The sequence below is a fragment of the Rugosimonospora africana genome, from assembly GCF_016862975.1.
GTDB lineage: Bacteria > Actinomycetota > Actinomycetes > Mycobacteriales > Micromonosporaceae > Rugosimonospora > Rugosimonospora africana.
The window spans coordinates 24,784-46,671 of sequence record NZ_BONZ01000094.1 but is presented as its reverse complement, the minus strand read 5'-3'; the positions used below and the strand labels follow the sequence as shown (position 1 = coordinate 46,671).

General features: G+C 70.7%; 20 protein-coding genes. 12 read left to right on the top strand and 8 right to left on the bottom strand.

The genetic code is table 11. From position 1 onward, the window contains the following. From Raf01_RS50225 to Raf01_RS42510, 3 genes are all read right to left on the bottom strand, one after another. The coding region (locus Raf01_RS50225) for a ricin-type beta-trefoil lectin domain protein (RefSeq protein WP_239134417.1) at positions 1-1,791 on the bottom strand (1,791 nt) is incomplete at its 3' end. A gap of 281 nt (positions 1,792-2,072) precedes the next feature. Beyond that, positions 2,073-2,738 carry a YceI family protein gene (locus Raf01_RS42515; RefSeq protein ID WP_203923812.1) on the bottom strand — a complete coding sequence of 222 codons (666 nt, stop codon included), beginning with the start codon at positions 2,736-2,738 and terminating at the stop codon, positions 2,073-2,075. 218 nt (positions 2,739-2,956) lie between these two features. Continuing rightward, positions 2,957-3,217: a hypothetical protein gene (locus Raf01_RS42510; protein WP_203923811.1), complete on the bottom strand. Its 261-nt coding sequence runs from the start codon at positions 3,215-3,217 to the stop codon at positions 2,957-2,959. A 264-nt stretch (positions 3,218-3,481) separates the two neighbouring features. On the opposite strand from Raf01_RS42510, the gene Raf01_RS42505 reads away from it, so the two are divergent. Next, a complete protein-coding gene (locus tag Raf01_RS42505; protein ID WP_203923810.1) occupies positions 3,482-4,570 on the top strand; it encodes a 3-deoxy-7-phosphoheptulonate synthase in 1,089 nt (362 codons plus the stop codon). Positions 4,571-4,889: 319 nt separating this feature from the next. Next, positions 4,890-6,122 (top strand): polysaccharide lyase family 7 protein, encoded by a 1,233-nt coding sequence (locus Raf01_RS42500; RefSeq protein WP_203923809.1) that lies wholly within the window; start codon positions 4,890-4,892, stop codon positions 6,120-6,122. Between the two features lie 50 nt (positions 6,123-6,172). On the opposite strand, the gene Raf01_RS50220 is transcribed toward Raf01_RS42500, so the two are convergent. The 5 genes from Raf01_RS50220 to Raf01_RS42480 all read right to left on the bottom strand — a co-directional run bounded on the left by Raf01_RS50220 (position 6,173) and on the right by Raf01_RS42480 (position 8,320). Further along, positions 6,173-6,391 (bottom strand): Uma2 family endonuclease, encoded by a 219-nt coding sequence (locus tag Raf01_RS50220; RefSeq protein ID WP_239134416.1) that lies wholly within the window; start codon positions 6,389-6,391, stop codon positions 6,173-6,175. Next, complete coding sequence (locus Raf01_RS50215; RefSeq protein ID WP_239134415.1) at positions 6,388-6,729, bottom strand: PDDEXK family nuclease; 342 nt, start codon at positions 6,727-6,729, stop codon at positions 6,388-6,390. Before Raf01_RS50215 ends, Raf01_RS50220 begins: the two co-directional genes overlap by 4 nt. 38 nt (positions 6,730-6,767) lie before the next feature. After that, entirely contained in the window at positions 6,768-7,235 is a 468-nt protein-coding gene (locus Raf01_RS42490) for a DUF4442 domain-containing protein (protein WP_203923808.1), read from the bottom strand. A gap of 174 nt (positions 7,236-7,409) precedes the next feature. Beyond that, positions 7,410-7,856 carry a transposase family protein gene (locus tag Raf01_RS42485; RefSeq protein WP_203923807.1) on the bottom strand — a complete coding sequence of 149 codons (447 nt, stop codon included), beginning with the start codon at positions 7,854-7,856 and terminating at the stop codon, positions 7,410-7,412. Beyond that, positions 7,769-8,320, bottom strand: a complete 552-nt coding sequence (locus Raf01_RS42480) for a nucleotidyltransferase domain-containing protein (protein ID WP_203923806.1) — start codon at positions 8,318-8,320, stop codon at positions 7,769-7,771. Before Raf01_RS42480 ends, Raf01_RS42485 begins: the two co-directional genes overlap by 88 nt. Before the next feature lie 584 nt (positions 8,321-8,904). Here Raf01_RS42480 and Raf01_RS42475 point away from each other — a divergent pair. From Raf01_RS42475 to Raf01_RS42430, 10 genes are all read left to right on the top strand, one after another. Further along, entirely contained in the window at positions 8,905-9,282 is a 378-nt protein-coding gene (locus Raf01_RS42475; protein ID WP_203923805.1) for a YegP family protein, read from the top strand. Positions 9,283-9,445: 163 nt separating this feature from the next. Beyond that, positions 9,446-10,528 (top strand): phosphate ABC transporter permease subunit PstC, encoded by a 1,083-nt coding sequence (pstC, locus tag Raf01_RS42470; protein ID WP_239134414.1) that lies wholly within the window; start codon positions 9,446-9,448, stop codon positions 10,526-10,528. 1 nt (position 10,529) lies between these two features. Continuing rightward, positions 10,530-11,981, top strand: coding sequence for a phosphate ABC transporter permease PstA (gene pstA / locus Raf01_RS42465; protein WP_239134413.1), 1,452 nt, complete (start codon positions 10,530-10,532; stop codon positions 11,979-11,981). Further along, positions 11,971-13,584 carry a phosphate ABC transporter substrate-binding protein PstS gene (locus tag Raf01_RS42460; RefSeq protein WP_203923804.1) on the top strand — a complete coding sequence of 538 codons (1,614 nt, stop codon included), beginning with the start codon at positions 11,971-11,973 and terminating at the stop codon, positions 13,582-13,584. The genes pstA and Raf01_RS42460 overlap by 11 nt, the downstream gene beginning before the upstream one ends. Then, positions 13,581-16,268: a hypothetical protein gene (locus tag Raf01_RS42455; RefSeq protein WP_203923803.1), complete on the top strand. Its 2,688-nt coding sequence runs from the start codon at positions 13,581-13,583 to the stop codon at positions 16,266-16,268. The genes Raf01_RS42460 and Raf01_RS42455 overlap by 4 nt, the downstream gene beginning before the upstream one ends. Positions 16,269-16,481: 213 nt before the next feature. Next, entirely contained in the window at positions 16,482-17,654 is a 1,173-nt protein-coding gene (locus Raf01_RS42450; RefSeq protein ID WP_203923802.1) for a type 2 periplasmic-binding domain-containing protein, read from the top strand. Between the two features lie 222 nt (positions 17,655-17,876). Then, positions 17,877-19,292, top strand: a complete 1,416-nt coding sequence (locus Raf01_RS42445) for an Ig-like domain-containing protein (RefSeq protein WP_203923801.1) — start codon at positions 17,877-17,879, stop codon at positions 19,290-19,292. Between the two features lie 64 nt (positions 19,293-19,356). Continuing rightward, a complete protein-coding gene (locus Raf01_RS42440; protein ID WP_203923800.1) occupies positions 19,357-20,460 on the top strand; it encodes a WxL protein peptidoglycan domain-containing protein in 1,104 nt (367 codons plus the stop codon). Then, the gene (locus tag Raf01_RS42435; protein ID WP_203923799.1) at positions 20,457-20,921 is read left to right on the top strand and encodes a hypothetical protein; all 465 of its coding nucleotides are present in this window, start codon (positions 20,457-20,459) and stop codon (positions 20,919-20,921) included. Before Raf01_RS42440 ends, Raf01_RS42435 begins: the two co-directional genes overlap by 4 nt. Positions 20,922-20,950: 29 nt before the next feature. Next, positions 20,951-21,877 (top strand): sortase, encoded by a 927-nt coding sequence (locus Raf01_RS42430; protein WP_203923798.1) that lies wholly within the window; start codon positions 20,951-20,953, stop codon positions 21,875-21,877. The last annotated feature ends 11 nt before the right edge of the window (positions 21,878-21,888 follow it).

The window sequence follows — 21,888 nt, the reverse complement described above, 5'->3', positions numbered from 1 at the left end:
GCTGGACCAGCGGGTGCCGGTGTTGCCGTCGACGGCGTTGGCGGGTGCGGTTCCGGCGTTCTCGGATGAGGACGCGGTCGCGGTCTTGCCCTGGGCGATGTTCGTCGTCCCGCAGGTGCCGCCGCCCCCGCCGCCGGTGACGGTCCAGGTGAACGACGCGGCGCCGGTGGCGCCGGTGGTGTCCCGCGCGGTCACCGTGACGTTCGAGGTGCCGGCCGCCGTCGGGGTGCCGGAGATGAGGCCCGACGACGCGTTGATGGACAGCCCGGCCGGCAGGCCGGTGGCGCTGTAGGTCAGCGTCTGGCCGGACGCCGAGTCGGTGGCGTGGATCTGCAGGCTGGTCGCGGTGCCGACGGTCCCGCTCTGGTTGCCCGGACCGCTGACCGTCACGGTGTTGCCGCCGCCACCGCCGCCGGTGGGCGGCGTCCACAGCTGCTGCGGGGAGCCGGTACAGGTCTCGATGTCCAGGCGTGCGCCGGTGTTGCCGCCCGGGTCGGTCAGGCACAGGCCGGAGTTCGGGTTCACCAGCTCACCGTTGGCCTGGTACGTCCAGTTCTGTGCGTTGGTGGCGTTGCACGGGTACCAGTCGACGTTGGTACCGCTGGTCTTTCCGGCGGCCACCACGTCCAGGCAGCCGCCCTGGACCCGCAGGGTGCCGTCGGTGTACGGCGACCACTGCTGGCCCGAGCCGCCGTTGCACGCGCTGACCCCGATCGGGTTGCCCTCGGTGTTCAGCGAGTTCTGGTTGGTCAGGCAGAGGCCGTTGATTCCCTTGACCTGCCCGGTGGCGGTGGCGGTACCGGTCGGCGTGGAGTTGCCGCCCTGCTCGTACACGGCCACGTACCCCACGCTCATGGACGCCCCCGAGGTGGTGGCCGCGGTCGGGGTCGTCTGCCCGGAGATGCCGTCCGGGTAGTTGCCGCCCATCGCCAGGTCCCAGATGATGAAGAACCCGTGGTCGATGGCGGCCTGCCAGGCGCCGACGCCGACCGACGCCTCGGTGATGGTGCTCTCCACCACGCCGTCCATGAGGAACTGGAGCGTCTCGGCACTGGTGTTGGTGCGGTCGATGATGACCGAGTAGGTGTGGTACCCGGTCTGGCAGGTCGAACCCGCGCCGGGGCAGGGGATCAGCGCGTGACCGGGGCTGTTCGCCGAGTCGTGCAGCGTCTGCGACGCCTCGTTCAGGCCGTTGACGTCCTCCATCATGTCGATCTCACCGGACTGCGGCCAACCACCGCCGGCGCGCATCGGGGAGCCCAGCGCCCAGAAGGCCGGCCAATATCCGAGGCCGTTGGCCGGGTTCGGCTGCTGGATCGACGCGGTCATCTCCATCTTGCCGCCGGGCGGTGCCTGGAAGTCGTCCCGAGTGCTCTCGATCCGCGCGGACGTCCAGGTGCTGCCGTTCTTGATGGCCTTCAGGACGAGGTGGCCGTTGCCGTCGAGGTAGACGTTGTCGGTGGAGCTGGTGGTCTGCTCCTTCTCACCAGTGCCGTAGCCGGTACCGATGTCGTAGAACCAGTTCGCGGACGACGGCGGCGACCCGGCGGTACCCGCGAAGTTGTCGCCGAACACGGTCGTCCAGCCGGACGGTGGCGGCGGCACGGGGTCGGCGAGCGCCGCGGGGGCGGCGACCAGCGTGGTGGTCGCGATGCCGGTCAGGCACCCGGCGACCAGGGCCAGCGCGGCGAGGGCGGTGCGGCCCTTGCCGGGCAGCGGGTTGCGGCGCGGGCGGGCGCCACCACCGCCGTCCTGCGGTGGACTCGAATGCTCACTGGTTCTGTCGGCCATGCGCGGAATGCGGAACACGATGGCTTCCCTTCAGCGCGGAGCGCGCTCTCAAGTTCCGGCCCGAAGCATGGCGTAGTCGCGGCACGGCGCTGCCGTAACGCGGTCGGTCATGGGGGCCGGATGGTGCGGGACGGAATGGGAGAGCGCTCTCTACCAACAGATGTGTACGGGTCCGCCCCAGACCTGTCAAGAGACAGCCGTGGATCGACGCGCCGTGCGGGGCATCGACGTCGGTGCGTGTCGGTGCTCCGCGGCCGGTGGCTGCCGGGACCGGCCGCGCCTCACGCCTGGCGGATCGCCTCGCCGGCGATCTCGATGCGCACGTTCTTGCCGACGAGCACCCCGCCGCTTTCCAGCGTCACGTTCCAGAGCAGGCCGTAGTCCTCACGGTTGATCTCGGCCGTCGCGGAGAACCCGAAGATGTCGTTGCCGTACGGGTCGCGGCGGGCGCCACCGAACTCCACCTGGAGGTCGACCGGCCGGACGATCCCCTTGACGGTCAGTTCCCCGGTGAGCACGAACCGTCCGGTCGCCTGGTTGGGCTGCGGCGGTGCGGAGTCGCCTCGCCGGCCCAGTGCGCGGTGGCCCCTCAGGTACGCCCAGTAGAAGATCGGGTCGTTGTTGCCCTGCCACTTGATGCCGGTGCTGCGGTACTCCAGCGTGGGGTACCGCTCGACGTCGAGGAAGTCTGCGCTGGTCAGGTGCTTGTCGCGATCGGGGTTGCCAGTGTTGGCGGTCGCCGCCCAGATTGTCGCGCTCGCCCAGGATCGCAGCGGATCCTCGTCGACCACGATGCGCGCGGTTGCCTCGGTGAACGCGCCCCGTACCGGGCTCACCATCATGTGCCGCGCCAGAAATCCGATCCGCTTGTGCGCCTGGTCGAGCAGATAGGTTCCCGGGGCCGGGATCGTGATGCCTTCCCAGACCCGGGTGGCGGAACCGGACATTGCTGTGCCTTCCCCGAACACGTGCGTACCGAGACGGCGCCCACACTGATTTCCGACTCCCGCGGGCCGACTCGCTGAGCACGCCTTCCTGACCACTTTTAAGATCACATCATAGCCGTGACGTGCGGCGGAGCTTCTTCACGGGCGTCCGGCGGGCGTCACTGAGACGTCCGTGGATGGGGAACGGCGCGACGCGGGAGCGGGCCGACTCACATTCGTCAATCACTTCCCGCTAGTTGGACACGGCTGGCCAGGGCGTGGCGTGAGGCGGGTTCGATGGCGGCGTGCGCCCCCACCGTCGCGGCTGCCGCCGGCGGGCGTCCCGGCCGTTCCGGCCGGCGTGGGCGGTCGTCGATACACACGTGACCGGCCCTGACGCCCGCCGTGATGCCGGCGGTGAACCCGGCGCCCCGCTTCGCCTCGTCCCGGCCGGACGGCGCCGCCCGGCGGGCGAACCGCACCGGGGTGACGTCGCTCACGGCAGGCGGCATGTCCGCGCCGGCGCCGTTTGTCCGCCCTTCCCGGGCCGTGCTAGCCTCCCCACCATGTCCGCGTGGGTTCGTTGCTATCGGCGCTTTACGCCGGCTCCGGGTGGAGCCGGTAGTCAGGTGCGCTGACCGACCAACCACCCGGAGCCAGCCAGGCAGAGGCGATCGCCTCTGCCTTTCGTCATTGTGGCGGGCACGCTCCGGACATCGCGAAGGTCGCGGACGGGACCCGCTCCTTGAGAAGACGGGAAGATCATGACCCCAGCCGCTTCCACCGATCCGGCGTCCACCAGCGACCTGCGCATCGCCAGCTTCCAGCCGCTGGTACCGCCGGGGCAGTTGCGTGCCGCCCTGCCCCTGGACGCCGCCGGCGCCCGCCTGGTGGCCGACAGCCGCCGGGCCGTGCGCGACGTGCTGCGCGGCGAGGACGACCGGCTCTTCGTGGTCGTCGGGCCGTGCTCGGTGCACGATCCGGCCGCCGCGCACGAGTACGCGCAGCGGCTGGCCGCCGCGGTCGCGCCGCTGGCCGACGACCTCTGCGTGGTCATGCGGGTCTACTTCGAGAAGCCGCGCACGAGGCTGGGTTGGAAGGGGCTCATCAACGATCCGGACCTGGACGGCACCCACGACGTGCAGCGCGGGTTGCGGTTGGCCCGCGGCGTACTGCTGGACGTGCTGGCCACCGGGCTGCCGGTCGGCTGCGAGTTCCTGGAGCCGACCAGTCCGCAGTACATCGCGGACGCGGTCTCGTGGGGTGCGATCGGGGCCCGTACTCCAGAGAGTCAGGTGCACCGGCAGTTGGCATCGGGGTTGTCGATGCCGATCGGCTTCAAGAACGCCACGGACGGCGATGTGCAGACCGCCATCGACGGCTGTCACACGGCCGCGGGCAGCCACGTGTTCTTCGGCATCGACGACGAGGGGCGCGGTTCGATCGTGTCGACGACCGGCAACCCGGACTGCCACGTCGTGCTCCGGGGCGGGCGCGGCGGCCCGAACTACTACCCGGAGAACGTCCGCGACGCGCTGGCGTTGCTGGCAAAGGCCGAGATGCCGGGCCGGCTGGTCATCGACGCGAGCCACGGCAACAGCGGAAAGGACCACGTCCGCCAGGAGGCGGTCGTCCGCGAGATCGCCGACCAGGTGGCCGGCGGCGAGTCCGGGATCGCCGGGCTGATGATGGAGAGCTTCCTCGTCGAGGGGCGGCAGGAGCCGGGGCCGCGGGACACGCTGACCTACGGCCAGAGCGTGACCGACGCGTGCATCGGCTGGGAGCACACCGAACGGCTGCTGGGCGAGTTGGCCGTCGCCGCGAGGCGCCGGCGCGAGGCGGTCCGCGCCTGAGTCGGCTGACGGATCCGGACCGAGGCGGAGCTCAGGACTGAGACGCGGTTCCGGACTGAGATAAAGTTCAATGCTAAACAGTCTTTACAGTCATCGATCTTCCGCCTACCTTGTCCCGAAAGGCCCGGGCGGATTTGCCGGCAAATGGGCCGCTAGGCCCGTCTGATGGGCGGGCCGGTCAGGCGGCCCAGGCGCCACGACCATCGCGCCCGGGACGTCCCGACCGGCCGCGCCCGACCGGCCGGGTGTCCGGAGCCGACCCGGCGTCGCCCGTCCACCCGCCCGCGCCGTCGCGCGTCCCACACCTGAAGGAGTGTTCGTGACGGGAGAAACGGGCAGGCCCCGGCAGTCACGCCGGCGCCGAGGGGTCATCGCGGCGGCGGTCGCCGCCGGTACGGTCACGGTCGCCGCGGCGGTCTTCGGTGTCACCGACGCCATGGCCGCCAGCGCCGGCCCGATCACCGGCCTGGGCGGCAAGTGCGTCGACGTGGCCGCGGCCAGCATCGCCAACGGCGCGCACGTCCAGCTGTACGACTGCAACGGGACCAGCGCGCAGAGTTGGACCGTGGGCAACTCCGACGGCTCCATCCGGGCGCTGGGCAAGTGCATGGACGTGGCCGCGGCGTCGACCGCGAACGGCGCCAAGGTTCAGCTGTACGACTGCAACGGAACCAGCGCGCAGAAGTGGACGGTCAGCGACGGCGAAATCGTCAACACCGGTTCGGGCAAGTGCCTGGACGCCACCGACAAGAGTTCGGCCAACGGCAACCAACTCCAGATCTGGTCCTGCACCGGCGCCACCAACCAGCAGTGGACGGTGTCGGGCGGCGGTGGCGCCCCGACGAACCCGCCCGGCGGCCTCGACCCGTCGGTGGCCCCGGGCGGCAACTTCGACCTGTCGCTGTGGGAACTCCAACTGCCGACCGGTTCGCCCGGTGCGCCCACCACAATCCTGCCGTCCCAGCTGAAGGGGCCGAACGGCTTCCAGGACGCGTACTTCTACACCGACCCGAACGACGGTGCGATGACGTTCTGGGATCCGGAGAACGGCGTCACGACGCCGAACTCGAACTACTCGCGCTCGGAGTTCCGGGAGATGACCGCGAGCGGGGCGGCGGCCAACTGGTTCAGCCCGGGTACCCACAAGCTCAGCGCGACGCTCAAGGTGACCCAGGTGCCGAGCCACGTCGCGGTCGGGCAGATCCACCTCGGTTCGGGTGGCTCGACGAAGCCGTTGCTGGAGCTGTTCTACTACAGCAACGGGAACATCGAGATGGCGATCGAGCAGACCCCGGCCGGCGGCAACGAGGTGCAACACCTGGCCGGCAACGTGCCGCTGGGTACGGAGTGGAGCTACACGATTGGGCTGAGCGGCAACACGATCAGTCTGGTCATCAACGGCGGCGCGACGCAGACCTGGCCGATGTCGACGACGTTCAACGGGTACGGCATGTACTTCAAGGCCGGCGACTACGACCAGACCAGTGGAAGCAGCTCCACGGTCGGCGCGACGGTCGCGTTCTACGCACTGAACATCTCACACAGCGGCTGACCCCGACAGCGCGGGCGGGTCTCGAGATTTTCGGGATCCGCCCGCGCCGATCAGCTCAGGTGATCAGCGGGCGCCGTGTTCAGCAGCCACGCCAGGGGAAGCTTCGTGACGACCTCGTAGTCGCCGGTTGGCGCGATGGTGTGAAGCGTGACGGTCTGGTTGGCATCCCGGTCGACGACCCAATAGCGCGGAATGCCAGCGCGGGCGTACTCATGCTGCTTGACCATCTCGTCCATCGCCTCAGAGCCCGGCGAGACGATCTCGATCACGAGCAGAATGTCCGTGACAGCCAACCAGACGCTTCGCGGCTGAGGCCGGGAGACCACAGGGTCAGATCGGGGGTCCGTCCGCCGTCGCCGGTCGGCCCGGGAATCCGGACGGCGGCGGCCTGCAGGATCTGCTCTGCCGGCCAGCCGCCCATGGCGAGCCAGACGAGCAGGCGGCTGGCAGTCTCGGCATGCTCGGAGTCGGGCGGCGGCATGACGGACAGCGCTCCTTCGGGGCTGGTCTCGTATCGGTGCCCGTGCGGGTCAGCAGCGATCATGGCCGCGAGGTCATTGAGCGTGACAACGGGCGGCATGTGCATACCGACGGCTTCCGCGCTCATACCGTCATCGTAACTGAACAGAGGCTGCCGCTGAGGCTTCACCGCGCCTCGGGGCGGTTCGGGCGCAGCGTCCAGACCACGCGCATCTCGGCCGCGATCGCGCCGTCCCCGCGGGTGATGTCGACCGCGACCGTGAACTCCGGCCGCTGGCCGGCGTCCAGCTCGGCGAGCACCTCGTCCCGGGAGCGGTCCAGCCGCGCCGTCGCCTCGATCGGCCCCATGGCCAGCTTCCGGTACGCGATGTCCGCCCGTACCGCGAGCGGCACCGCCCGGTCGAGCTGATCGGCGAACAGCGACATCACCACCGCGCCCGACGCGGTCTCCGCGAGCCCGAACATGGCCGCCGCGTGCGGTCCGCCGACGTGGTTGTGCAACTGCTCGGCGTCGGGCAGCCGGACGGTGACGGTGCGGCCGCCGTCGGCCACCGCGGTGAACTCCACGCCGAGGGTACGGGCGAACGGTACGGCGCTCAGCATGCTGGCGCTCAACGTCTCCAGGTCGGTCATGCCCGCCAGGTTACTGGCCAGTACCCACCCACCGGCCCGCGGCCCGGTCGCATCCCCGGGCGCACAAGGCCCAACGAGGTGATCTCAGCGAGGCAGGTATCGGTGCTCGAATTGGGTGAGCACGAGCGCTGCCTCGGCGAGGTCGCCGATCTTCTTTGGGCATGCGGTGACGTGTTAAGTACCCGCCAGCGACCCACGAGCAGCGCGAAGCCGCGTTCGCCGAGACAACGCAGAGAGCGCAGCAGCGCGTTGTATTGCGGTTGTCGAGGCCCAGTTGGCGTGCGTCGGTGGGCTGCTTGAACGGAGTGTGCACGCCGATACCCTCGCCGGCGTATCCCGGGTCGGCCAGCGTGGAAGTCCACGGGCGGCCGCGGCGTACAACGCACCGAGGGCGTGCTCGTGGGCGGCGACCAGGTCATGCACGCTGCCGGGTTCCACGGCGGAGACCCAGATCGGCATGCCGTCCGGGCACATCACGGCCTGGATGTTGCCGCCGAAGTCGTGCCGTTTACCGATGTAACGGTCTGCGCCGCTCAGGCCACTCCGATGTGGCCGTCGGTCCTTCCCTGGAAGGCCAGCCCCCGGAGTATCTCGATATCGGCGATGTCCTTCTGCCGCCATGGCCGGCCGTTGCGTAGGTGCGGGAACTGCTCCTTCATGGCGAGCATGCCGGAGACGCTCATAGCCAGTACCGGCGTGCCATCGAGCATCACGGGCTCGTCGCCGAAGGATCCTGGTGGGAACAGCCAGTCAGACCATCGCCCCAGGGGCTGACTGAACAATCCGTCTGGCCGCCTATCAAAGTAAGCGGTGCTAAACGGAACATCGTCCAACAGGAACTCGCAGGCCTCCTCTGGGGGCTGAGTCGCCAGAGCCGTGGCGCCAGCTCCTACCAGCACTGCCTTCGACCGCCCGGCGTGAACACGCTCAACCCAGAACTCCACGTCGCCGTGCTCTCGAGTGATCCGGCCGATCCTCGCATCGAGTCCCCAGCCCCCGAACAGCCACGCTGGGATACCGGCTGTCTGCATGACCGCTGTGACCTTGCGGATAACACGCAGCTGACCTTCGGTCTTCTCGTGCACGGCTTGATCCTGCCATACAGGCTGGACTGTCCACCCTCGCCCGCTGGTGCCAGGTTCCGAAACTACCTGGACCCGGGCGCCCACGGCATCAGCACACTCGACGCCATCCGCGGCGCCATCGACGGCAGGCCTTGCCTGCCACCACTCCCGCACCCGCCTGACACCAAGTCACCGATCCCTTGAATAGACACACGCGGAACCGCCAATCCTCGTTGAGATCACCTCAATGGGTCCACAGTGGACGCACATCGTGCGTTTGCGACCTGTCCCGCGCGAGCCGATCGAACCCATCGAATCCATCGCTTTGGTGGGATTGGTGACCAGCCGGGCCGATGGCCGATGTGGCGCATGCGGCGCCTCCCGACCGATTTCCGGCCCAGGTCGACCAATCCACCAAAGTCATTTCTTGCGCGTGCCATGCCCGCCCGGCAGGGCCGTTACCGCTAGGAGTCGTTCTCGTCACCGCGTTTTCATTTCCCACGCGTTTCCCCGCTATCCGGCGATCAGGAAACGTCCTTCCGTGACTGGGCCGGTCACTACAGTCAAAAAATGCTGGCGGTAAGTGGCGAAACGGGGCAACGTTCGTGCGATACCAGTTCCATCGGACACGCGACGGTCTGGTGATCTGGCAACTCATCGGCAGAAACAATCGGATTCTCGGCGTTTCGCCGATACGGTTTGCCGATCTGGCCGGAGCCATGAAGGCCGCGATGGTCGTGCGCGACCGGGCTCGCCGGGCGACGATCGAGGTGTCGCCCGATTTCCGGCTGAAATGGCGTTGGGCGATAACCGACGCCGACGGCCGGGTACTGGCGAAAGCCGCACGGTCATACGAACGGCGGACCGAATGTGACCAAGCGGTGGATCGTTTTGTGGAAACCGCTCTGCATGCCGAAATCGACGCGGTCGTCGGTAGGCGGGGACGGTTTTGGGGCAGCGATTCCGGCCGGGCGCGGACATGACGTTGTTGCGCCGATGGTCGGTGGCCGGCAATGACGTCGCGCGGAAGCGATCTGTTAGCGCGCTGTTTGCGTCGGTCCACCGCGAAAGGCAATCTGCGGCCGGTGTTCTGATCGCGAACCGACGGGTTCCGCAGCACGCGAATCCGTCCACTCTGGAGGATTGGTGACCGCAGCACCCGAACCGCGAGACGGCGACCCGACGGTCGCCGTCATCAGTGATGGGCGCGACCCCGCGGGAGTCGGTCGGCCGTGGGTTCCGGCCGGTCGTCCGGCGACGCCGCGGCGGCTGCGGGCGAAGTCCAACGCGGCCGACCGGGTCTTCCGGGGCGGTGCCCGCGCCTCCGGCTTCACCGTGTTGGTGATCATGCTCGCGGTCGGGCTGTTCCTGTCGCTCCGCGCCGCCGAAGCGTTGAAGGCGGTCGGGTTCCGGTTCGTGACCACTCAGGAGTGGCAGCCGGACACCCATCGCTTCGGCATCGCGGCCGTGCTGACCGGTACGGTGCTGATCGCCTCGGTCGCGGTGTGCTTCTCGGTGCCGCTGTCCACCGGTACCGCCTTGTTCATCTCGGAGATCGCCCCCCGCTGGATGAAGCGGGCGTTGGTGACCCTGGTCGACCTGATGGCGGCCGTGCCGAGCGTGGTGTACGGGCTGTGGGGCCTGTTCTTCCTGCAGGGCCAGGTGGTCGGGCTCGCGCGGTGGCTGTCGACCTGGTTCGGCTGGATCCCGATCTTCGCGGTCGACGGCGCCGACCCGACCAACCCGCTGGCCACCGCCAGCGTCTACACGGCCAGCACGTTCATCGCCGGCATCACCGTGTCGCTGATGGTCGCGCCGATCCAGTGCTCGGTGATGCGGGAGGCGTTCAGCCAGGCACCGCCCGGAGAGCGGGAGGGCGCGTACGCGTTGGGCGCGACCCGGTGGGGGATGGTCAGCGCGGTCGTGTTGCCGTTCGGCAAGGGCGGGATCATCGGCGGCACGATGCTCGGGCTCGGGCGGGCGCTGGGCGAGACGATCGCGGTGTACCTGATCATTTCGCCGGTCTTCCAGATCCAACCGCACATCCTGCAGAACGGCGCGAACTCAGTCTCCGCCCTGATCGCGCTGCGCTACGGCGACGCGTCCGGATTCGGCATGTCCGCGCTGATGGCCGCCGGCCTGGCGCTGTTCATCCTGACGCTGATCGTGAACTTCACCGCCTCGTCGATCGTGGCGAGGTCCCGCTCCGGCGCGCAGAGCGAGGTGTGACGTGACGATCGAGCCGCAGGCCATCGAGCCCCAGGGCATCGATTCACAGGCCAGCGATTCACCGGCCAGCGATTCACCGGCCAGCGATTCACGGGCCAGCGATTCACGGGCCAGCGATTCACGAGGCAGCGATTCACGGGCCATCGACCCCCAGGGCAGCGAGCCGCCGGCCGTTGTGCAGCCGGGCGGCAACGGCTCTGCGGCGGTGGCCGGCGCGGTACCGGCCGCGGAGTCCACGACTCTGCCGGTGCGCCCGCTCGCCGGCGCCCCGACCCGGCGCGACCTGCGCGTGTTCCGGCGCGACGACTGGCTCAACCTGTGCGGCGCGCTGGCCAGCGGGGTGAGCGTGGCGCTGCTGCTGTTCGGCCGGATCGCGCCGCTGTCCGGGGTACTGGGCCTCATCGTGGTGGCGTACCTGGCGTTCCTGGCCGCGTACGCGCTGCTGGTCCGCCTAGGCGGCGACGGGCCGCAGGTACGCGACCGGATCTGGACGGTCGTGCTCTACTCGGCGGCCGGCACGCTGATGTCCGGGCTGTTCCTGGTGGTGGGATTCACCGTCGTGCGGGGAGCGTCCGCGCTGCACCACCCGAACTTCTTCACCCAGGACCTGTCCGACGCCGGCCCGCTGGACCCGTTGACGGTCGGCGGTATCGAGCACGCCCTCGTCGGTACCCTCGAAATGATCACCATCGCGCTGGTCATCACGGTGCCGCTCGGGCTGACCTGCGCGGTGTACCTGACCCAGGTCGGCGGGTTCGGGTCGCGGTTCGTGCGTACCGTCGTCGAGGCGATGACCGCGCTGCCCTCGATCGTGGCCGGGCTGTTCATCTACGCCACCTGGATCCTCATCCTGCACTTCGAGCTGTCCGGCCTGGCGGCGGCGCTGGCGCTGAGCGTCATGATGCTGCCGATCATCATCAGGGCGGCGGACGTCGTGTTGCGCCTCGTGCCCGGCAACCTGCGGGAGGCGGCGGAGGCGCTGGGCGCGCCACGGTGGCGGACTGTGTGGCACGTCGTCCTGCCGACCGCCCGGTCCGGGCTTGCCACGAGCGTGATCCTCGGTACCGCGCGGGGCATCGGCGAGACGAGCCCGGTGCTGCTGACCGCCGGGTACACGACGTTCATGAACACCGACCCGTTGCACGGGCCGCAGGTGTCCCTGCCGCTGGCGACGTTCGAACTGGTCAAGTCGCCGCAGCCGACGATGATCGCCCGCGGGTTCGCCACCGCCGCGTTCCTCATGTCGCTGGTGGTGGTGCTGTTCGTGCTCGCCCGGGCGGTCGGCGGTCGGGCCCCCGGGCAGCCCAGCTCGCGGCAGGTGGTGCGCAACGCCCAGCGATCGGCCCGCGACGTCATCCGCTTCTCCCGACGCCCGGCTCCGATCGCCCTGACGGCGTCGCGGGTGAACTCGCACAGCGCCGACGATACGAGTGGAGAGACCCGTGAGTTCTGATAGCGGTCACCGGCTCCGGCGACGGGCGCGCTCGGCCGTCCTGCTGGCGGTGTCGTTGGCTCTGGCGGTACTCACCGCACCGGTGCCGGCGTTCGCCGACACGTACGTGCCCATCGACGGCGCCGGCTCGAGCTGGGCGGCGAACGCGGTCAACCAGTGGACCACCGACGTCAAGCAGTACGGCATGCGGGTCACCTACGCCGGTAACGGCTCCTCCGACGGGCGGCAGCGGTTCCTCGCCCAGACGGTCCACTTCGCCGCCTCGGACATCCCGTTCCAGCAACACCCGACCGACGGGTCCTCGCCGGAGAACCCCACCCCGAACACGTACGCGTACATGCCGATCGTGGCCGGTGGCACCGCCTTCATGTACAACCTGAAGATCGGCGGCCGGCGGGTGACCAACCTCCGGCTGTCCGGCCCGGTGATCGCGAAGATCTTCACCGGCGGCATCACCCGCTGGAACGATCCGGCGATCGTCGCCGACAACCCCGGGCTGAACATGCCGGCCGAGAAGATCGTGCCGGTGATCCGGTCGGACGGCTCGGGCAGCAGCGCGCAGTTCAGCCTGTGGATGCAGAACCAGCAACTGTCGATCTGGAACGCCTTCTGTGCCAAGCACAGCTGCGGCCTGGGCGCGACGTCGTACTGGCCGACGTTCGCGGGGGCGATCGCCCAGTCCGGCGACCTCGGGGTGTCCGGGTACGTGGCGCAGAGCTACGCCGAGGGCGCCATCGGCTATGTCGAGTACTCGTACGCGATCAACCGTGGGTTCCCGGTCGCGAAGATGCTCAACGCCGCCGGCTACTACACCGAGCCGACGCCGTACAACGTCGCCGTCGCGCTGCTCAAGGCAAAGATCAACACCGACGCCAGCAACCCGGCCGTGTACCTGACCCAGGACCTCACCGACGTCTACGCGTACACCGATCCCCGGGTGTACCCGATGTCGTCGTACTCGTACTTCATCCTGCCCACGGTCACCAGCAAGAAGGTGTCCACGGACGCGGGCCGCACTCTCGCCGCCTTCAGCTACTTCTTCGAGTGCCAGGGACAGCAGCAGGCGCCCGATCTCGGCTACTCGCCACTGCCGATCAACCTGGTCCAGGCGAGCTTCGACCAGATCAAGAAGATCCCCGGGGCGGTCACCCAGAACATCAACATCCAGGGCTGCAACAATCCCACGTTCAGCCGGGACGGGCACAACAAGCTGGTCGACGTCGCTCCGCAGCCACAGGCGTGCGACAAGCGCGGCCCGACCCAGTGCGTGAACGGCACCGGCGGAGCGAAGTCCCAGACCACGCCGTCGAAGGGCGGCACGCGGACGAGCGGCGGTGGCGGCTCGACAACGGGTGTCACGGCGAGCGGCAGCCCGACTCCCGGGGCGTCGCTGCGCTACGACCCGGCGACCGACCAGTACGTGGGCGCCGGCGGTGACGGCGGGACGGACCAGGCCGTGGCCGGGGTGCCGGTGGCACTGGCCGCGCGGCGCGGCTGGTCCGGCGAGCAGACCCTGATGCTGCTGGCCGCCGCCGTCGTGCTCGGGCTGGTCCTGGCACCCGGGGCCGTCTCGCTGCTGCTCGGCGGGAGGAGGTCGCGGTGACCGCGGCCCGTGCGGCGGTGGCCACCGCGATGCCGTGGTACCGCCGGCTGCTGATCGGCGTGATCGCCGGGCTGTTGGCCGCCGGTACCACCGAGGTGGTGACGCTGCGCGTCGCGTCGGCCGACACCGACCCGGCCGTGGGCGTCGGCGAATACACCGGTACGCCGGTGACCAACTCCGCGGTCACGCTCAAGGGCGACGGCGCGTTCCCGGGCCTGTCGGTCACCGTCTCCCAGACCCGGGGCCTGGTGAACCAGGCGATCACCGTGTCCTGGTCTGGCCTGGCCCCGACCCAACCCGGCTCGGGCGTGTACTTCGACAACTACCTGCAGGTCATGCAGTGCTGGGGCGACGATCCGACGGCACCGGCGGGCGATCCGCAACCGGCGCGGGAGACCTGCGAGTACGGCGCCTTCGCCTCGGACAGCAAGGACCCGGCCGGTGCCTCCGGCGTACCGGGCTTCAGCTACTCGCGTACCCGCAGCGTGCTGCGGGCGGACGTGGCGGAGCGGTCGGCGACCGGACCCGACGGGAAGCCGCTCAACTACGACACGAACGGCGGCGGTACCAGCGGAACGGTCCCGTTCTGGCCGGTGACCAGCGGCTGGCCGAAGCAGGCGGCGGACACCAAGCCGGTGATCGCGCCGGTCGGCCAGTCGGTCGATGTCGCCGGCGGAGGTGTCTTCGACTCCGCGAGCACCAACGAGGACGACTACGGGCTGACCCGACCGGACGGCACCGGCGAGGAGCTGTTCGAGACCCAGACCGCGCTGGAGTCCCCGTCGCTGGGGTGCGGCGCACCGGTGACACAGCCGAACGCCGGCGTGACCGGGCGGGCGTGCTGGCTGGTCGTGGTGCCGCGGGGGGTCACCGACGACGGGTACAAGTCGGGTGCGCAGATCGGTCCGAGCCTCGGCTCGCTGTTCTCCTCACCGCTGAGCATGGCCAACTGGCAGCACCGGCTGTCGTTCCGGCTGGACTTCAAGCCGGTCAGCGGGCTGTGCCCGATCGGTGCGGCGGAGCGGCGCCTGGTCGGCAGCGAACTGGCCACCGACGCGCTGACCAGTTGGCAGCCGACGCTGTGCCAGACCACCAAGGTGCCGTACAACCTGACCACGGAGGCCGAGGACGTCGCCCGCTCGTCGATCCTCAACAACATTCCGGGAACCGCGCACCTGGCACTGACCACCAGACCGCTGGAGCCCGACCCGGACCACCCGGTGGCGTACGCGCCGGTGGCGCTGTCCGGCTTCGTGATCGGCTTCAACATCGAGCGCAGCCTCGACCCGAACGTCGAGCCGCCGGCCGCGGAACAGCTGCTGTCCGGTACCAGGATGGCGCACCTGAAGCTGACGCCCCGCCTGGTGGCGAAGCTGCTCACCGAGTCCTACGGCGGATCGGTCGCTCCGCAGACCTTCGGTGCCGGACCGCCGCCGTACCTGGCCAAGAATCCCCGTACCCTGTTCGCCGACCCCGATTTCGTGGCGCTGAACCCGGAGGCGAAGTACCTCCTCGCCCTCCCCGGCAACGGGCCGGCCACCGGCGCCCCGCTGATGACGGTGCAGAACGCCGACGCCGCCAACGCGCTGTGGCAGTGGATCGACGCCGACTCCGACGCCCGGGCGTTCCTCTCCGGCCAGCCCGATCCGTGGGGGATGACGGTGAACCCGTCGTACCGGGGGCAGATCACGCCGATCGACAACTTCCCGAAGTCGGACCCCACGTGTACCCAGCCCTCGGCGGAGGACGCGGCCAAGGGGGCGACGCCGCAGTGCGTGCTCGACGTGTCCCCGTACGTGAACGACATGACGGATGCCGCCGAACGGACCCGGGCCGCCAACCCGGGCGGCGTCGGCGGCCTGTGGCAGACCAGCGGGAACAGCACCGTCTTCGTACCGCAGTGGATCAAAAATCCGCCGCAGGCCACCGGGAACCGGTTCGTGCTGTGCGTGACCAGCACCTCGGAGGCGGCCCGGTTCGGGCTGCAGACCGCCAGCCTGCGCAACGCGGCGGGCAACTTCATCGCTCCCGACCAGGCCGGGCTGCTGGCCGGGGAGGCGGCGATGACGCCGAGCACTACCGAGCGCCGGGTGCGGAGGCTGGACCCGTCGTCGAAGGCGCCGGGCGCCTACCCCGGAACCATGGTGACGTACGCCGCCGTCGCGATCGCCGACATCGACGACGCGGGCGACCCGACCGCACGGGCCCAGTACGCGGACTTCATCAGCTACGCGGTGCGCTCCGGCCAGGCGCCGGGCCTGGACTTCGGTCAACTGCCGCCGGGCTACGCGCCGCTGCCGACCCCGCTGCGGCTGCAGGCGCTCGCCGCGATCTCGGAGATCAAGAGCGGCAAGCTGTCCGCCGCGCCACCGCTGACCGGCTCCGGCGGGGGCGGCGGTACCGGCGGCGGGGGGAGCGCGGGCAACTCCCGCACCGTCCCGCAGGCCGGTGCCGTACCCCAGGGCGGGGCGACCCCTTCCGGGCTCGTGTCGTCCACCCGGCCACCGGCCCCGGCGGCGGTCGTGGAGTCGGCACGCACTCCGCGCGACCCGCAGGCGATCTCCCGCTGGGTGCTGGTGATCGGGCTCGGCGTCGGGCTGCTGGCCGCCGTCGCCGCGCCGTTCGTGCGCCCAAGACGCCGGCGTGCCGATGCGCCCGGCGCGGCGCCGCCGACCGGCGGGTAGCGCGCGCCAGATGCGCCGGCGCTTTGCCGGCCAGAGTTCGCGCCGGCGCCGTGCCGGCCAGCAGTTCGCCGGCGGCTTCGCCGGCCAGAGGTTTCCGCCGGCGGCTTGCCGGCCGGCGGAGTGCAGGTCGGCCTGCCCCTAAGACAGGTAGGGGCAGGCCGAGCGGAAAGCCTACCGGAGGCTCCGGCAGGCGAGCCCGATAAGGGAGGAACCGTGTCAACTCGCACGAGGGTCATCGCGGCGGTCGCCGTCGCGCTGCCGCTCGCGACGGCCCTGGCGGTCAGCACGCTGGGCGCCGTACCGGCGTTCGCCGACCCGACGCCGGCCAGCTACGCCGGCGTGGGCTCGGACACCGTCCAGGACGTCATGAGCCAGCTGGCGAGGACGGTGACCAGCAGCGGCGCGAGCGGCCACCGGCAGTTCGAGTCGTGGGACGCCACCAAGCCCGGCTCCAACCCGGCCGTCACCTACGACGCCATCGCGACCAAGGGGGTGGCCACCAACACCCTGAAGCGGCCGAACGGCTCCGGTGACGGCATCGCGGCGCTGCGGCTGTCGCTGGGCCTGAACAGCGGTTCGGACGGGTACGCGCCGACCGACAACTACAACGCCGCGCACGGCCCCGTGACCCGTGGGGCGGTCGACTTCGCCCGTTCGTCGCGCGGCCCGAACGACACCAGCGACACCAGCCTGACTTGGATTCCGTTCGGTACCGACGCGGTGGACTACGCGGTGAAGAGCGGCGGCGGTCTCGACCAGGCTTTCGCGTCCGGCCTGACCACGGCGCAGCTGAAGAGCATCTACGCCTGCACGCTGACCAGCGTGACGGTCGGCAGCACCACCTTCACCATCCAGCCGTACGTCCCGCAGCCGGGCTCGGGCACCCGGTCGTTCTTCGAGGGCGCGGTCGGCCTGCCCGACGCCAGCGTCAACACCACCTGCGTGAAGGACCACAAGGTGGACACCGGCGCGTCGATCGAGGAGCACGACGGCCAGGTGCTGACCGACCCGACCGTGGGTTCGACGCAGTACGTCGAGATCGCGCCGATCTCGATCGCGCAGAACATCGCGCAGAGCAACCACGCCGCGACCGGAGTGCAGGACCGCCGGGGCAGTTCGAAGCTGGGCGTGCTGGACGGGCAGGCGCCGACCACCGGCACCGCTCCCGGCCAGGTCATCAACGCGAGCTTCCCGACCGCGTTCACCCGCTCGGTCTACAACGTGTTCAAGACCACCGCGGTGACCGGGCTCTCCCAGGACCAGGCGCTGGTCACCCTGTTCGTCAGCAACGCCTCCGCGGTCTGCGCGCAGGTCACCACGCTGCACCAGTTCGGCTTCGCGTCGAACCCGAACTGCGGCAGCACGGCCCTCAAGGGCAAGGACTGACCGGCCTGACGTGACCACACCCCGGGTGGCCGTCACGCGCAGCCCGGCCACCCGGGGTGGCCCGAGGGAGGCACCCATGCCAGCCGCACGCTCCGGGCCGGCGACGGTCCGAATCGCGAACGGGAGCGACACCGGGCGCGGTGAGCCCCGGACACCGCGCCACGGCCCGGTGATCCGATCGCCGGTGCGTCCGCCGTTCCACAGATTAAGGAGAGCAGTTCCGTGAAGAGACCAATTCGCCTGCTGGCCGCGGTGGCCGGCGGGGCGGTGGTCGCCAGCTTCGCAGTGGGCCCGGCGTTCGCCGACCCGGCCGGCGGGCTGACGATTAATCCCACCTCCGGTACCTGGCAGTTCGGCAACGGCAACCCAGCCGACCCGATCACCGTGACCCCGCAGGCCGCGTGCCCCGCCGGATCCGCCCACTATGTGGACACGTTCTACCCGACCGGTACCGACCCGACCCTGGGCGGATTCCTCACCCCGATGGCCGATCTGGGCGGGAACCTTCAGGTACCGGCACAGGAAGGATCGTGGCAGGACGGTGGCATCGAGAACATCCTCGACGCCATCCTGCCGGCCGGCACGACCGACACCGTGCTGTCCCCGGCCGACGCGGCCAAGCCGGTCGGAACCGTCATCGCCGAAGACGACTTCGCCATCGCCGGGTTGTGCCTGGACTCGGACCTGGGCGTGCTCGCCCAGTTCGACAGCGCCGCTGTCCACGTGTCCGTGGCCACGCGGGAAGCCACGCCGCCGTCGGACTTCCCGTCCGACCGGGTCTGGCAGGTGACCCAGTGGAGCTGGCAGGTCAGCGGTGGCGGACAGCCGGGCGGCCCGGCGACCACCACCACGACCCTGACCGCGTCGCCCTCGGGTGGCGCGTCGCAGGGTTCGCCGGTCACCCTGACCGCGCACGTCGACCAGGCGTCGGCTGCCGGCCACATCGAGTTCCTCGACGGTACGGACGTGCTGAGCAGCCAGCCAGTCACGGCCGGGGCGGCGTCCATCACCACGAAGAACCTCTCGGTGGGGTCGCACACGTTGAAGGCGACGTTCGTACCCGACGACACCACCGCGTTCGCCGGGTCGAGCGGCACGCTGAACTACACCATCAGCGAGGGCAACGGCGGCACCCCGAACCAGTCCGGCAAGGTCACGCTCCAGACGACCGTCAGCCAGCCGACTGAGACGGGGGCGCTCACCCTCACCGTGGACCCGACGGCGCCGGTGAACCTGCCGACTCCGACCCGGGACGGCGACGACCTGGTCACCTCGGTCAGCAACGTCGACCTGGCCACGGTCACCGACACCCGTTCCATCGACAAGCCCGGCTGGACCGTGAACGGCGCCGTCTCCGACACCTTCGTCGGCAACGACGCCACCCACACGTTCTCCGGCAAGGCCCTGGGCTGGACCCCGAAGGTCACGTCCCAGGACAACGGGCAGGGCGCTTCCGCGGGTGCCGCGGTGGCGGCCGGCTCGGACCCGGGCCTGACCGGGGTGGGTGCCACCCTGGCCAGCGCGGGCGCCGGCGACGGCCTGGGTACGGCCAAGCTGTCGGCCGACCTGTCCCTGAAGTTCCCGGCGACCACGCCGGCGGACACCTACCACGCGGACGTGACGATCACCGCGATCTGACCGCCCGCTACCCGGGGAGGCGGTCTCCCGTCTCCCCGGGTTCCCACTAGCGAACGGAAGCGTCATGACCTCTCCCGGCAAGCTGCGCGGACGGCCGCGGGCGCTGCTGGCGTGCGCCGCCGCGACGATGGCGGCGCTGCTGGCGAGCGCGACCCCGGCCGTGGCCGCGCCCACGCCCACCCCCTCGCCCAGCTCGTCCGCGATCACCTGGGGAGTGCTCCCGTCCACCGCCAAGGGCCCGGACGGTCGTAGCCGCTTCGACTACCAGCTCGGCCCGGCGAAGGTGGTGCACGACTACGTCGGCGTCGCCAACTTCGGCGCGACCGCGGCGACCTTCCACGTGTACGCCAGCGACGCGGTCAACACCCCGAGCGGCGGGTTCGACCTGCTCCCCGGTGACAAGACCCCAACCGACATCGGCGCCTGGGTCACGCTGGCCCAGTCCACCGTCACCGTGCCGCCGCACGCCAGGGCCAACGTGCCGTTCACGCTGACCATCCCGGCCAACGCGACACCCGGCGACCACGTCGGCGGCATCGTGGCCGCGGTGCAGCTGCCCGGCCAGCAGGGGTCGGTGCGCCTGGAGCGCCGCGTGGGCAGCAGGATCTACCTGCGGATCCCGGGCAACCTCGTACCCTCGCTCGCGGTCACCGGGCTGCACAGCTCGTACCACGGGACGCTCAACCCGCTGCGCGGCGGCGCCGTACGTGTCGACTACACCGTGCGCAACACCGGCAACATCCGCCTGTCCAGCCGGCAACTGGTCGACGTCACCTCGATGTTCGGCACCACCATGGACAGCGCGACGCCGCCGACGCTGCCCGAGCTGCTGCCCGGACAGTCGTACCACGCCGCGCTCACGCTGCGCGGCGCACCGTTCGGGCCGGTCGGCGTCACGGCGAAGATGACCCCGGGCGCGGTGACCGGCGACACCTACACCGCGTCGCTGACCGCGGCCGCGCTGGGTACCGCTCACCGCAGCGCCACGATCTGGGCCGTCCCGTGGCCGCAGCTGGCCGTACTGGTGCTGCTCGCCGCCGCGATCTGGCTGGTCGTCCGGCTGGTCGCGCGCCGCCGCCGGATGGTCCGCCGGCTGCTGGTCGCCGCCGTCGACCGTGGACGCCTGGAGGGGCGGACCGCCACCGTAGCGGTCGAGGAGCCCCGGTGAACCGGCGGACGCTGTGCGCGGCCGCGCTGACCCTGATGGTCACCGGGCTGGGCGTCACGGCGTCCGCGTCGGCCGCGGCCGACGGCGGGATCTCCATCGCGGTCACCGTCCCGCCGGCCGGCGGCGGGGGCGGCGGTGGTGGCGGCAGTGGCGGCGGCGGTACCGGACCGGGACCGCGGGGCGCCACACCCACCTCGGTACCCGCCGCCGGTACCGTGCCCTCGGCGGGTACCGCGGCCGGACCGACCCAGAGCCCCAGCCTGCCGCTGCCGCGTCAGCGCCCCGGTACCCGTGCCCTCGCCCTCACCGGGCTCGACATCGGCCTGATGCTGGCCGGCGGGATCGCACTGATCGTCGCCGGCGCCGGGCTCACCTCGTTGCTGCGCCGCGACCGGCCCGCCCCGGCCACGCTCACCGGGCAACCCGATCCGCGCAACCCGGCGCGTAACCCGGCGGCCTGACGCGGCGATCGATCAGGAGGTAGACCCGCATGACCGTGACGGCGACCCGGCAGGCACCGGAGCCCGACATCCTCGCGCCGTGGCTCGCCCCGCCGGCACCGCGGCCGCTGAACCGGTGGCGGGACGCCACCGGCATCGTGCTGCACACGCTCGCGGTCGTGGTCCTCGGCTTCGTGCTCACCCTCACCCTGGTCAGCTGGCTGGAGCACCACGCCGCGCAGACCTCCGGGTACAACACGCTGCGCGTGGGGCTCGCCCAGGGCACCGCGCCGGTGGGGCAGACCGGTGCCGACGGTCGCCTGCTGGCGCCCGGCACTCCGGTGGCGCTGCTGAAGATCCCGGTCATCCACGTGAACGAGGTGGTGTTCGAGGGCACCACGTCCGGGATCCTGATGTCCGGACCCGGGCACGAGCGCGACACGGTACTGCCCGGCCAGCCCGGTACCTCGGTCATCATGGGCCGGCTCGGCGCGTACGGCGGCCCGTTCCGCAACCTCGAACGGCTCGACGTCGGCGACGTCTTCACGGTCACCACCGGCCAGGGTGTCGCGACGTACCAGGTCGTCGCCTCCCGGCGGGCCGGCGACGCGGTACCGCCGCCGCTGGCTCCCGGCAAGGGACGGCTGACGCTGGTCACCGCGGCCGGCACACCGTTCCTGCCGTCCGGGCTGCTGCGGGTCGACGCCGATCTGGTCTCGCCGGCCCAGCCGGCTCCCCGGGCGGCGCTGCCCCGCGGCGCGATCGAGCCGCGGGAGCGACCGATGGCTGGCGACACCAGCACCGCCTGGGCGCTGCTGCAGTGGGCGGAGGTGCTGCTCGTGGCGACCGTGGCGGCGGCCTGGTGCTGGCGCCGCTGGGGTCGCCGGCAGTCCTGGATCGTGTTCCTGCCGGTGCTCACGCTCCTCGGCCTCGCGGTCGCGGACCAGACCACCCGACTACTGCCCAACCTGCTGTGACCCGAACCCGT